Below are 13570 nucleotides of genomic sequence, written 5' to 3'. Positions count from 1 at the left end.
AATTCCAGCGCAGCTTACTTCTTACCACTACGGATAGCCGGCAGATTGAAGCGGAGCTCGAGGGTGTAGAGCCCTTTAGTTGGCGCAGCAGCGGTGAATTCGCGCAGTTCGGTATTGAAGAGATTGTTGGCGGCGGCAGACAGGGTAACCTTTTCGCTGAAACGGTAACCGAGGCTGGCATCGAAGGTAACGAAGCCACCGAGCGGACCGTAGTTGAAGGAGTCACCCGAGCGGGCACCTTCAATGATCGGGAGGCCCCGGTAGGTGAGTTCGGGGTAGCTGCGGCTGGCGATCTGGAAACTGCTGAAGTAATCGTACTCCTGCACCCAACGGCCGAAAAGGCTGCCGAACCACTTATCGCCGGAGTAATTCAGGCCGGCTCCCATTTTGTGGGTAGGCGCATTTACCAGCAGGTCGAGGAAGTTGACCACACCGTCGTTGTTGAAATCGTTTTCCGGGTCGTCTTCGTCGGCGCTGTAGTCGAAGTAAGAATAGTTGAGGAACCCGCTGAATTCGGGTGTGAAGTAATAGGTGAGGCCAATGTCGAGGCCGTAGGTATTGATTTCACCGAAGTTGACGTAAGTAGCCACCAGGCCACCGTACACCGCGAAGGCATCCTGAACGTCGGCGATGGGCGTGTCTCCCCTCTCGGTCGTAACGCCAACTACGGTCACCGGACTGAGGAAGTCTTTGGACTTATTATAGTAGGTATTTGCGTCGATGAACAGCTTGTTCTTGATCAGCTGCCCGCGGTAGCCCAGCTCGAGGGTAGAGATTTTCTCCACACGTTGCTTTTCCACTTTGGAACCGTCGGTAAGGGTGAATCCCTCGGCGTTGCCGAGGATGAGGCCACCAAAGAGATTACCGTACAGGTTGAGAATGGTTGGCGCGGCGATGCCCTGACCGTACGTCAGGCGCCAGGTTCCCATCTTGCCGATGTTCAGCAAGCCGACTTTGGGTACGAAGTTGAAATCGTACACCTCGTGGTTATCGGCTCGTGCCGCCGCCAGGGCCCGCCAGCCACCACCGAAGTCGTAGGTAAGGTGAGCGTAGGCACCGAGCTGAGATACGGTGATGTAGTCATCAGCGTTTTCGTCCAGCAGGTAACTCCCCCGGCTGTTGGCATTGTCCAGTTGGTACTGTACCCCACCAACTACCTTCAGGTCACCAAAAGAATTATTGTACTGCGCCTCGGCGTTCACCCGGTTTGAGGCATCCTGGAAGATGGCTCCCGTCGAGTAAGAGAGCGGGCCACGGGCTACGGCGTCGGATTGGCCGGCATCGAGGAGCGAGTAGTAGGCCTTCGTCCGGTCATCAATGGAATAGGTACTGTCGGTTTTAGAGGTAGTGTAGTAAGCCTGGGCGAACCAGTGCTCGCCACTGGCCTTGAGCTGAACGTAGCCTACCTGCCAGTCTTTGATCTGGTTGCGGCCAACGTTGGTGGGCGAGAGGTAAGTACTGTTGCTCATACCGCCCGCGAGTTCAAGCTTGAGCTTATCGGACGGATCGTAGTGCAGGGCAAATTCACCGCGCATGAACTCGACATCGCGGTCCAGTTCCAGCTCTTCGTATCCTTCTTTGATACCATCGGGGATAGCGTTGCCCATATCATCAAAGGCTCCGGTCCGGTCGATGAATACCGAATCGGTGTATTCAAACTCCGTACCGGCGGTGTATTCTGCGGTTACCTTGAAGGCAAATTTGTCGTTGAGGGCCTGCGCGTGACGAATCCGCGCGCTGTAGTAAGCGTCGCCGTCGCCGGTCACTCCCGGGTTAAGGGTAATCGTGGTTCCCTGGTACTGCCGTGGGTCTTTGGTGATGGTATTGAGCAAACCATTGTGGGCATTCGGACCATAGAGCGTTGAGTTGGGCCCCAGAATCAGCTCAACCTGTTCGATGTCTTCTTTGATCGTGGTGTTCAGAGGCCCCAGTGGTAGTCCCGTAGCCACCAGCGTACTGAAACGGCCATCGGTTACCTGCAGGTTCTTGGCGTTGAAGTTGGAGTTGAAGCCCCGGATGTTGAAGGCCGGCGCAGCGAGGCCCGCGCGGAAGTAATCCACGCCTTTTTGCCGGGCGACGAGCTCCGCCGGATTACCGGCGTACTCCAGAATTTCGCGGGAGTAGATTGTTTCGATCGTAGCCGGGCTTTCGGTTATCCTTTCCGGTTTCCGTGATCCGGAAACCACAATTTCGCTGAGTTCGAAGCCCTCCTTCAGCATGAAGTCGAGGGTCGCGGCTTCGCCGGCAGCAACCGTAACGGTTGCTTTTTCTACCGAAAACCCCGTAAAACTTACCTGAACGATGTAAGTGCCCGCCGCCAGCGAAAGAGAGTATTCCCCGTCTTCGTCAGAGAAGGTACCCAGGGAGCTGTTCTCTACCCCAACCGTGGCACCGGGCAGAGGCTCACCATCTCCGGTAGCCACTCTTCCCGATAGCGTTGCCTGCTGGGCCATGGCCGCCGTGGTGAAAAGACTTAAGATTAAAACCAGTAGTGTATTATGCATGATCTCTAATTTAAAAACAGTCACATATTTGGCAAATAGTTTCATTTTCGGACACGAACCCAAATACTGGCCCATCCCTCCAAACAATATTTACTTTGCCAATGTATGCGCAGGCAGGAAAGCCAGACACTGTATTTTTCAATAATACGGGGTTGACTGAAAAGACACTATACCCCTAAAAATTCCACAAAACCTAGAAATACTGTAAATTATACACCTCTCAAAAAAGGGTTGACCGAAAATTTCGAAATCCTGTTATTTTTTTTCGATGAAAGCCCGCACCTCATTATTGAAGGCCTGTGCCTGGTCCCACTGAACGAAGTGTCCTGCTTCATTAAGAAAGACAAGTTTGGACCCTTGAATTGATTGTTGGCCAAATTCGCCAACCGCTTCAACGCTCAATTCCGGGTGCAATAATTTGTTGGGGATCAACTGGTCTTCGTAACCAAAGATCAGGAGCGTCGGCAGGTCCAGGGCAGCCAGCCGGTCGGCGACCGGCTCATCGAGCATTCCCAGTACGCAGCGGGGAATCATTTCGGAGTAATAGTGGTAAGCCTGGGAGTCTTCCCGCATCTCCAGCCGGTCTTCCACCATGAAGCGGGCATCCTCGGGCATGTCGTAAAAATTCATGGCAAAGTTGGCCTCAATCTGCGCCTCGGTGGCCGCCCTCACGATGTGCGGTTGCACATAGGTGGCAAAAAACACCCGGTTTTCGGCCGAGAAGGTTTCCAGTCCGGCGGGCGCGGCCAGCACCAGTTGCTTCAGGTACTTTGGTTGCTGCAAAGCGAGGGTGATCGCAACCTGTCCGCCCATCGAGTGGCCCACCAAAGTGACCTCCTTCAGCCCCAATGATTCAATAAACGCGGCGACCTGGTTCGCAAAAAAACTCATCCCGAAGGCGTAGTCTCCCTGGCTCGACTTCCCGTAACCGGGCAGGTCAAGGGCAATACAGCGGTAATCGTTGCTCAGGCCGGCGATCGTTTTTTGCCAGGCCTGAAGGTTAGAGCCCAGGCCGTGAAGGAAAAGGAGGGTTTCCGGCCCGGTCCCTTCGTCTACGTAAGCGAGGCGTACACTGTCGTTCACTTCAGCGTAGTGGACATTGAAGGGGTAGTTCCAGGTAGTCACGGTAGCGGGGTTTTGCGCTGTTGCACAGGAGGTTAACAGCAGAATGATCGGAAAGAGAGTCAGGTATTGTAAAAAGCGCATGATCGAAAGTTTTCAGATGGCAAATTAGGGCGCAGCCGCGGGTGCAAAGCGGATGTAGAGGGCAAAGTTTGAAAACTGGTCAACCCTTTATTTTTGAGATATAAAACCCTTATTTTCAGTAGCTTAATTTCACCTACTTCGTTTAGTCAACCTTTATTACCTTGCATTCCCCTAACTACTCCCCCACCGGAGCCGCTAGTTTTCGGACCTCACCTCATTAAAAACGAAGGTCATGCAACAACTTAAAGACAGAGTAATCATCATCACGGGCGGCGCCCGTGGTATCGGCAAAGCAACCGCGCTGAAATGTGGCGCCAAAGGCGCCACCCTCGCCATCTGGGACATCGACGAGGCCGCTGGCCACGAGCTGGTCGAAACCCTCAACTCCACCGGTTACCCGGCAAAATTCTACGCCGTCAACACCGTCACCCCGGAGGCCTGCGAAAAAGCCGCAGCCGCCGTCTTTGCCGACTTCGGCCGCATCGATGTCCTCATCAACAATGCCGGCATCACCCGCGACAGCAGCTTCAAAAAAATGACCCATCAGCAATGGCAACAGGTCATTGACGTCAACCTAACCGGTGTATTCAACTGCACCAAGGCCGTCTATACTTACATGGCCGAAGCTAAGTTCGGCCGGATCATGAACGCTTCTTCCGTCGTCGGTCTCTACGGCAATTTCGGACAAACCAACTACGCCGCCACCAAGGCCGGCCTCATCGGGATGACCAAAACCTGGGCCCGCGAATTCGGCAAGTACGGCATCACCGTCAACGCCGTAGCCCCCGGCTTCATCGCCACCGAAATGACGGAAGCGATGCCCGAAGCCGTCCTCGCCGGAATGAAAGACAAAACACCACTCCGCCGCCTCGGCCAGCCCGAAGACATCGCCAACGCCTACGCTTTCCTCGCCTCCGAAGAAGCCTCCTTCATTACCGGAACCTGCCTTAGTGTAGACGGGGGACTTATCCTCTAATTCAATTTCGGCATGCAGCAATCAGAATACAGCGCATAAATTTTACTGCACTCTGATTGCTGCACACTGGCTACTACCGGGCTTAGGTCTTTAACCAAATGTAAAACCATGCGCAACCGCCTGCATAAATTCACGGAATTCACCGGGCAACTCCTCCCGCATGAAACCGCGTACCTATTGCGGACGCAGCAACTCGAAGACCCCGAACGCCTCGCAATCCTCCGGCGGGTTGACCTCAATTGCCGCCAGGTGGAGCAGTTTACACCCTACGACCTGGAGATCGACAAACGGAAGTACCATCACCTCCAAAACTGGATCCGCCAGCGCCTCGACGACATCGACGTCGACGTACACCACGAATGGCTCCTCGAAGTCGAACGGCGGATCATGACCGATTCGATCGAAAAGGAAGACGAAAAGAAACTGTTGAAGCAGGTTCGCCACTACCAGCACCCCAGTTACTTCTTCATGAAGTTCTACGAGGTACTCCAACACTACCGTCATTTCCTGCACATCAGGCTGCGCTACCAGGACCACCGGCTGGTGAATGACTTCATCGTTGCCCACGCTGCATCCTACCGGCAGAGCAAAGAGTGTTATGATCAGCTTCATGCTGTCACCCAGGACGTCGTGGAACAATACGCCAGCCAAAGCAACGAAAGCGAGCAATGGCAGGACTTACTGGAAGGTGTTTTTCTGAACGAAGAGATGGACGGGCTGAACCGTTACCTTGCCCTCGTCCGACTCACCTTTATCGGCTTCAATTACCACAACTACGACCGGGTACTGGCACATTTCGATTATCTCGATGAATCCTTTCAGGAAGGCAACAATTATTCCCGGCGCATCCTGGCCAATTACTATGGTAATCGTCTCCTGCTCCACTCGCAACGGCGGGAGTACAATAAGGCGGTCTACTACGGCATGCTTTCCGTCCGGGCCCGAAACTACGACTACCTCTTTTACGTCAACAACCTCGCCGCAGTTTTACTGCGCCTCGGCCGGCAGCAGGAAGCACTGAACTTGCTCCAATCCGCCAAGGAGCCCGCCAAGACGACCGTCAACCCGCACAACCGGATCGGATACACCGCTTTCTACCTCGAAGCACTGATCAGAAACGGGCGCCACGCCCAGGCCGAATCTTACGGAGACAGCTACCTGAGGGCCTACCGCAAAGAAATCCTCAGGTACCGCTGGCACCTGTTCTTTACCGTCTACCTCCAGGTTTTGCTGCTGCAAAACCACAACGAGAAGGCGCTGAAGCTGTCCCGCCAGTTCAAACTGGAAGACAAAGACCGGGCGTATTCCGTTAAAGCGGGCTACTTACCCACCATTCCCATACTCCTCGACCTTGCCCGCTGGCGGGAAGGATTTACCGACGACAAGACTTTCCAGCAACGCTTTCAGGAGAACAGGAACGCTGTGCCCGGTAACGAAAAATACCAGGAGCGGTTTGCGGTTTTTTGCCAAAGTATCGGAGCCTTGTTGCCGGAGGGAGTGGTGAGGAAGTAGGTAGATTAACGACCCTTTCCTTCCAATACGCCACATTCGCGCAAATTATAAAAACCGGTCTCCGGTAGAGGCGTTGTACTCCGACCTATCCTCAAGCTAAGGGTTAAACGGGCGCAAACCAATCTCCAATCTTAAAATCTGAACCAACGCCAAATTCACGCGACTTGAAGGCGCTCATCCCGGCTGTTTACCGGAGGTGAAGGCGGCAGATCTCTCGTGAAGGCATTGTTGCCCCTACAACCCTGCCTTAGCCGAGATCTCCAGCATCCGGTCGATTGAAGCAACGCCTTGCTCGATCACCCACTCGGGCAGGTGAATTTCGGGCAGTTCGTGCTTCATGCACAGGTAGAGTTTCTCCATCGTATTACGCTTCATGTGCGGGCATTCGTTACAGGCACAGGCGTTGTTCGGCGGCGCGGGAATGAAGACCTTGTCCGGGCTCTCTTTGACCATTTGGTGGATGATGCCCGGCTCGGTAGCCACGATGAACTCCTGGTAGTCGCTCTCGCGGGTGAAGCGCAGCAGGCTGGAAGTAGAACCTACGTGGTCCGCAATATCGAGGATATGGGCTTCGCACTCAGGGTGGGCGATGAAGGCCGCATCGGGGTGCTTAATGCGCAGCTTAGTGATTTTCTCGTGGCTGAAGATTTCGTGCACCATGCAGGATCCGTTCCAGAGCACCATATCGCGACCGGTTTCCTTCACGAGCCAGCGGCCGAGGTTTACGTCTGGCGCAAAGATCAGTTTTTGCTCGGGCGGGAAGGAGTCGATGATGTGCTTGGCGTTGGTGCTGGTGCAACAAACATCGGTGAGGGTTTTCAGCTCGGCCGTACAGTTGATGTAGCTGACTACTTTATGGTCGGGGTACTTCTCCTTGAATTTACGAAAAACCGGAGCGGGACAGCTATCGGCCAGAGAGCAGCCGGCCTTCAGGTCAGGCAGCAGAACCTTTTTGGAGGGGCTCAGCATCTTGGCCGTTTCGGCCATGAAGTGCACTCCGGCGAAAACGATGATGTCGGCGTCGGTCTCGGCGGCCTGCTGGCTCAGGCCGAGGCTGTCGCCGATATAATCCGCAATGTCCTGAATTTCCGACTCCTGGTAGTAGTGCGCCAGGATGACGGCGTTCTTTTCTTTCTTAAGCTTATTGATTTCGGCAACAAGGTCGAGGGTAGGGTCTACATCGAGTTCGAGGTAGCCCATCTTATTCAGGTTCTTAGTGGCAAGGTTCAGTTCAGCGGACATAAGTTTTACTTTTGAGACGACAAGATAACGAGAAGGTTACTGATTTAGTTTACTTATTTTTTAAGCTAACCTTTTTTTGGGCGCGGACGCGGGTGCGGGCTTGGTTAAAATGATGGGATGGACCGGGAAGTGAGGGTACGATCTTTTATATATGGTGACTAACAAATGTCCGGTGTCCGCTCATTTTGGCTGTATTGTTGAATATTTTCTTCCTAAATTACAAAAAAGCCCCCCTAGACACTATACAAACATGAATCTGAACGGAATACCCCCCGGCACGTACTTCCTTGAGGTAAACATCCCCGGAAACCAACATTACACCAAGAAAATAACTGTGATCAAATAAATAAGGCATGCTTAAATCCGCTGCTATTTTGTACGCGCTGCTTCTCGTTTCGGTCCTGTCGATTGACCTTGACGCACAACCAAATTTTTCTAAGACTTATCTTGTTGAAGGGGGCAACTTGTCTGTAGGGACAAATCTAAACTTAGTGGATGGTGGTTACTTGTTCACCCTGTCAGACTATCCTACATCTTCACAAGAGTATGCCCGGATTCGGTATTTGAAAGTAAATACTCAAGGTGATATTTTAGAAGAATATTTGGTGGACGACTTTGATTTTAACATATACCCAGTAAAGTCGACGGGAGACCAAGTGTTCAACGACAAAGTATATAGTTTGGTGTTTAATTTGAGACAAGGCCAGCCTCAATCATTAGGGCTGTTAGACCTAGACTTTGCTACAAGTGCAGCTACTCACAAGAGCTACACGGATGCGAGTAGCTTAGCAGGCTATTCCCTGATAAAAGGGAAAGAAGATAGCTTGATTTTATATATTGATGAGATAAGGGGAGATGATACATCCAAGTGGGTTAACTCTCTAACTTTTTACAATACTGAAACAAGGGTAGATAGTACGATTTCCTACAAGGGTGTTTACCATAGACCACAACCAGGAGAGATTAGAAGTCTACCCAACGGAGACTTACTAATGGCTTTTGGAGCAATCGACTATTCTTTATCAAACGATAGAGAGCGGGGCTTTTTACAAAAAATTAGTGCTGACGGTAGGGTGCTCTGGGAAAAAGACATCTACCCAGGCCTTAGAATAGACTTTCACCCGAAGCTTCTTCCTTTACCAAACGGAGACATAGTCTACGGCTGGACGAAGGATTCTTTCAGCACTAGTCATCCACCTGCATACTACGTTAGAGATCCCGTGGCTGTTTTCTTTCTGGACAGCTTGGGAGAATTCAAAAGTCGGACCATGTTAGGGCCTATATTCGGGAAGCTGCACAACCTAGAGTTGCTCGCGAACGGTGATGTGCTAGGGATGGGCTGGAAGGGAATGGTACTAGATGGTGCAGCGGGCAACGTTGGCTGGGTCTTTAGGCTCTCTCCTACGGGAGAAAAGATATGGGAGCGGCTCATTGCTTATCCCACCGCCGAAGTAGCTCCTCAGCTCGTGTTTTATGATGGGGTGGAAACGCCTAGTGGGGACTTATTGCTTGCGGGAGCACGTGATCTAGAAGAAGGCAAACGAGGCAGCTGGCTGCTGAAATTGAGCGCAGACGGTTGCTATGATCCGGATGATTGTACGGAAATAAAAGATACCATTTTCATCCACGAGGACGTCGTCGCTACAAACACCCCAGAACCAGCGGAAATCGGACTGGGAATTTTCCCGAACCCGGCAAGCGAATCTTTCACCGTTCGCCTGCCCGCTGCGTATGAGACATCAGGAGTTAAGACCCTGAGTGTTTTTGATGTAGGTGGTCGGGAAGTTTATCATCGGCGCTTTACGGCAGCGGAAAACGTGGTGCCCGCCAAAACCTTAGCTCCGGGTGTCTATTTGTTGATGGTTGAAACATCGCTGGGGATAGCCCGGGGAAAAATCGTCATCAGATAAGTCCAATACTTAATGGGCTGTCGGAGGTTGGCAATCATTGAACCAACTCTTCAATCTCCTCCCGCGAGACAATATGCAACCGCTCCCGCAGGAGCATCCCGACCGAGTCGGGCAGCTGCAACAGCGTTCGGTCTTCAACATTTGTACCCTTCAGGCGATCCTCAAACTGGCGGCGAAAGGGCACGAAGGAACTGAACTCTGCTTCCCGCAGTTGCTGTCGGTCGATGATTAGGTAGTCGATGTCCCACTTATTCATAAAGGCGACCGTTCCGGCCAGGTCATTGCCGGTAGTTGTCATCGCTTCGATATAGTCCTGATAGCGGGGAATCACGTAATCGTGGTAGTTCTGAAAGTAGAGGGCGTGGGCCGATTCAAAGCTGATGAACACATTACGCCGTGCAAAGACGGGCACCTGGTCGGCCATGTGAGGAGGAAGCGCAATAAGTGCACTTTCCGGCAATTGAGCGATTGCATCGAAGAGATATGCTCGGCCAGACTCCGTATGGACAGGCATCTTCGACGGGGGCTGCCGGTAATAGCCAAGGCCCAGCAGCAGCGATCCGCACAAAACCGCCAACCATGTTTTAGGATAGTAAGACCACCCTACCGCCAACAGAAAAGTAAAGAGCATAGGAATCCAAAGGCGATACGGGTAAGCCAGGTAGCGGCTTGGCAGAAAAAGCAGGGGAAACTCGTGCCGGGCAAAGTAAAATAAAACAAGGGAGCTGACGCCGAAAGCAATTAGCCAGGCACCCGGTTTTCCCAGTTTCTTATAGCGTAAACCGGTAAAGATGACCACCAACACGAGTACCGCGTTAGCAAACCAGTCTCCAAAAGGAGTTCTTGCGTCGTTGTAGAAGAAGTACGCTATCCGTCGGGAGGGAGTTGCCCGCAGCGCGCCACTGATGTCTACCCGTCCTCCGATGCCAAGTTCCGGCAGGCTCATCATTTCCTCGTTGGGCAGGTACCCGCCCAGTGTCGGGTGCGTATCTACCCGCTGGGCGTGCGCCAGCACCACCAACAGGGCGATTCCGAAACCCAGCAGATGAACGTACCAGCGATGGAACGGAGAACGAAGCTGCTTTGCTTCTTCAACCTTTCCTTGCATCCTGCGGCCGCGCCCACGTAACCACTGTACCAGTTCGCCCAGTTTCCACAAGCCAAAAATGCCACCGTTGAGCAGCAGAGCCGGCGGATAAAACAATGCCGACGCTACGGTAACCCCCGCCAGCCCCCAGGGCTGGTCGGCCCGCAAAAGGTAATACCCAAAGGCAAGCAACAGCGGCATCAAAAACGATCTTGCCAAAAAGCCGACACTGGTGTGAAGCCCCAGGTGAACCGCCAGTAAACAGCCCGCCAGAGCAATGAAAAAGTGCGTGTACCGCCGCAGCAACCCCATACCAAAGCCCACCGTAAGCAGGGATATAAGGAAGGGGCCTCCCCGCGAAATCGTGATGGGATCAAATACCCGGCCAAGCAGCCAAAGCAGGTAATAAAAACCGCGCGGCTGAATGGCTGCCGAAGCATCGGCGTAAAAAGTATCCTTCCAATTGAGCCCGTAGTAATCGACGAACAACCACAGGTAGTGCTGCACTACGTCATCGTTGAGCATATACGGCTCGGTTAACATCGGCTGGTAATAGAACCAGGTGTAAACCAGGGTAAACGCTGCAATTGCGAGTTTGAGCCAAAAAGGGAGCTTGGTGTGGTTTGGGGGGTGCATCTCCGCAAAGGTAGGGACAGAAGGCAGAAGGCAGGAAGCAGAGTACAGAAGGCAGAGTGCAATGTCAAAACATTCTGCTCTCTGCATTCTGCCCTCTGCATCCTGATTTCTGCAATCTGCCCTCTACTCCACCGGCACGTAAAGGTCTCCCTTCAGCAAGCCCCGGCTGATGACGATCTTCTGCACCTCGCTGGTTCCTTCGTAGATCTGGGTGATCTTGGCGTCGCGCATCAGGCGCTCCACGTGGTATTCTTTCACGAAGCCGTAGCCGCCGTGCACCTGAACGGCCTCGACGGTGTGCTTCATGGCGACGGAACTGGCGAAGAGTTTGGCCATTGCACCGGCCTGGTTGTAGTCTTTGCCTTCGTCTTTGAGCCAGGCAGCGCGGTATACGAGCATTTTGGCTGCTTCGATGTCGGTCGCCATATCGGCCAGCTTGAAGGCGATGGCCTGGTGGTTACTGATGGGCTTGCCGAACGCTTCGCGTTCGTGGCTGTATGCCGTAGCGAGTTCGTAAGCACCTCCGGCGATGCCAAGTGCCTGCGCTGCGATCCCGATGCGGCCACCGGCCAGGGTTTTCATCGCAAACTTGAAGCCGAAACCATCGTCGCCAATGCGGTTTTCTTTGGGCACCTTGACGTCGGTGTACATGATGGTGTGGGTATCGGAACTGCGGATGCCGAGCTTATCTTCTTTTGCTCCGATGGTTACCCCTTCCCAGTCCGCTTCCACGACGAGGCAGTTGATACCCCGGTGGCCCTTTTCGGCGTCGGTTTGCGCCATAACGAGATGGACACTGCTGCTACCACCGTTGGTGATCCAGTTCTTGGTTCCGTTCAGGAGGTAATGATCGCCCATGTCAACAGCGGTGGTCCGCTGGCTGGTTGCGTCGGAGCCCGCTTCGGGCTCGCTGAGGCAGAAAGCACCGATCCACTCGCCGGTAGCGAGCTTGCGGAGGTATTTGTCTTTTTGCATCTCGGTGCCGTAAGCTTCGAGACCATAGCACACCAAACTGTTGTTAACGGACATGATGACCGAGCAACTGTTGTCTACTTTCGAGATTTCTTCGATGGCCAACACGTAGCTGAGGGCATCCATACCACCGCCTCCGTACTCGGGGCTCACCATCATACCCATAAAACCGAGTTCGGCCATCTGGCGGACCTCGTCGGTTGGGTAAGTCATGTGCTTATCGCGTTCAATAACGCCGGGTTTGAGGACGCGCTGGGCGAAATCGCGGGCGGCTTCCTGTACGGCTAGTTGTTCTTCAGTTAGGGAAAAATTCATGGTTTTCGACTTTGTCGCGAAGTTAGCGAAAATTCGCGGGAGGGAATAATCAGAGGCTACGCAAGTGTGTATACAAATGCTCCGCCAATCCTCTGACCTGTATTAAGTTGCGGTTGTTTTGGCGTTAAAAATGGCGCGCCTGCACAATCTAAACTAATGCTATTGATGTAATTAAGTTTAATTCTTGTGGGCGCGGCCGCAGGTGCAGGGGAAGGTTTTTGGGAGCACCGGGTTACTCCTCCCACCAGGGTTGCTGCAGCCTTCGGCTGCGAACGGCCAACGCGACCTCCGGGCGCGGGCGTATCACGAAGCGGTATGTTTTGCGCCCCGCTCACATCATCACCGGAACCAGCAGCCGGAGGATGCCCGGAGCGCGATTCGGCCAGGGGCGACACGACAACCCGCCGTATCTTAGCGTTTCAGGACCCCACCGAAGATAAACACTCTCGCCCTCCGGACCAACCATTGTTGAACGCTGGTTCCTCGTGATACCCAAACGCCCCTTTCATGCAATCTTCCACCAAGCAAATACTGATCATTGAGGACGAAGCAAACGTTGCCTCTTTCATCAGGCAGGGCCTCAAAGAGTCCGGTTACAACGCCTTTGTAGCCTTTGATGGCCCAACCGGGCTTGAGTTACTCAAGCAAAAAAATATCGACCTGGTTGTCCTCGATGTTATTCTCCCCGGAATGAGTGGCCTTGAGATTGCAAGCACCATAAGAGCGATGGGCTATACTTCCTTACCCATCATCATGCTCACCGCCCTTGGCGCTACGGATAATATCGTGAAGGGGCTCGACGCTGGCGCGGATGACTATCTCGTAAAACCGTTTAAGTTTAAAGAATTGCTCGCGCGGATCCGGGCACGCACCCGCAACAAAAACAGTAAAGAGACCAACCTCAACCTTCTGTCCGTTTCCGACCTGGAGCTCGATTACGACGCCAAGCAGGTTATAAGAGCCGGGAAAGAAATAAAATTAACGGCCACCGAGTTCCGGTTGCTGCACTACCTGCTGCTCAATAAGGGGAAAGTCCTTAGCCGGATAAGTATTCTCGAAAACGTGTGGGACATCAACTTCAATATGGGCACGAACGTGGTTGATGTGTACGTCAATTACCTGAGAAATAAGATCGATAAGGAGTTCGACACCAAGCTGATCCACACCGTTGTGGGAATGGGCTACGTAATTAAAACCTAAATCCGGGCAG

The 13570-nt window shown here is 53.1% G+C and carries 9 protein-coding genes; 4 read left to right on the top strand and 5 right to left on the bottom strand.

From position 1 onward, the window contains the following. Positions 1-14 precede the first annotated feature (14 nt). Together FUA23_RS11595 and FUA23_RS11590 are read right to left on the bottom strand one after the other, a co-directional pair. Complete coding sequence (locus tag FUA23_RS11595) at positions 15-2504, bottom strand: TonB-dependent receptor (protein WP_246144172.1); 2490 nt, start codon at positions 2502-2504, stop codon at positions 15-17. A gap of 255 nt (positions 2505-2759) precedes the next feature. Then, positions 2760-3710 (bottom strand): alpha/beta fold hydrolase, encoded by a 951-nt coding sequence (locus FUA23_RS11590; RefSeq protein WP_147930908.1) that lies wholly within the window; start codon positions 3708-3710, stop codon positions 2760-2762. Between the two features lie 232 nt (positions 3711-3942). Here FUA23_RS11590 and fabG point away from each other — a divergent pair, with 232 nt between their 5' ends. After that, the gene (gene fabG, locus FUA23_RS11585; RefSeq protein ID WP_147930907.1) at positions 3943-4686 is read left to right on the top strand and encodes a 3-oxoacyl-[acyl-carrier-protein] reductase; all 744 of its coding nucleotides are present in this window, start codon (positions 3943-3945) and stop codon (positions 4684-4686) included. A gap of 108 nt (positions 4687-4794) precedes the next feature. Next, positions 4795-6198 (top strand): tetratricopeptide repeat protein, encoded by a 1404-nt coding sequence (locus FUA23_RS11580; RefSeq protein ID WP_147930906.1) that lies wholly within the window; start codon positions 4795-4797, stop codon positions 6196-6198. A gap of 234 nt (positions 6199-6432) precedes the next feature. Here the strand turns inward: FUA23_RS11580 and nadA are convergent, their stop codons facing one another. Further along, complete coding sequence (gene nadA / locus FUA23_RS11575) at positions 6433-7440, bottom strand: quinolinate synthase NadA (RefSeq protein ID WP_147930905.1); 1008 nt, start codon at positions 7438-7440, stop codon at positions 6433-6435. Positions 7441-7793: 353 nt separating this feature from the next. Here nadA and FUA23_RS11570 point away from each other — a divergent pair, with 353 nt between their 5' ends. Continuing rightward, the gene (locus tag FUA23_RS11570) at positions 7794-9350 is read left to right on the top strand and encodes a T9SS type A sorting domain-containing protein (protein ID WP_147930904.1); all 1557 of its coding nucleotides are present in this window, start codon (positions 7794-7796) and stop codon (positions 9348-9350) included. Positions 9351-9384: 34 nt separating this feature from the next. Here the strand turns inward: FUA23_RS11570 and FUA23_RS11565 are convergent, their stop codons facing one another. Both FUA23_RS11565 and FUA23_RS11560 read right to left on the bottom strand, forming a co-directional pair. Further along, positions 9385-11073: a hypothetical protein gene (locus FUA23_RS11565; RefSeq protein WP_147930903.1), complete on the bottom strand. Its 1689-nt coding sequence runs from the start codon at positions 11071-11073 to the stop codon at positions 9385-9387. 123 nt (positions 11074-11196) lie between these two features. Continuing rightward, positions 11197-12360 carry an acyl-CoA dehydrogenase family protein gene (locus FUA23_RS11560; RefSeq protein ID WP_147930902.1) on the bottom strand — a complete coding sequence of 388 codons (1164 nt, stop codon included), beginning with the start codon at positions 12358-12360 and terminating at the stop codon, positions 11197-11199. 507 nt (positions 12361-12867) lie between these two features. Between FUA23_RS11560 and FUA23_RS11555 the strand changes: the two genes are divergently transcribed. Further along, positions 12868-13560: a response regulator transcription factor gene (locus tag FUA23_RS11555; RefSeq protein ID WP_147930901.1), complete on the top strand. Its 693-nt coding sequence runs from the start codon at positions 12868-12870 to the stop codon at positions 13558-13560. The last annotated feature ends 10 nt before the right edge of the window (positions 13561-13570 follow it).

Origin of the sequence: Neolewinella aurantiaca (genome assembly GCF_008014675.1) — a bacterium.
Classification (GTDB): Bacteria; Bacteroidota; Bacteroidia; order Chitinophagales; family Saprospiraceae; genus Neolewinella; species Neolewinella aurantiaca.
This window is presented reverse-complemented; position numbering and strand designations above follow the sequence as displayed.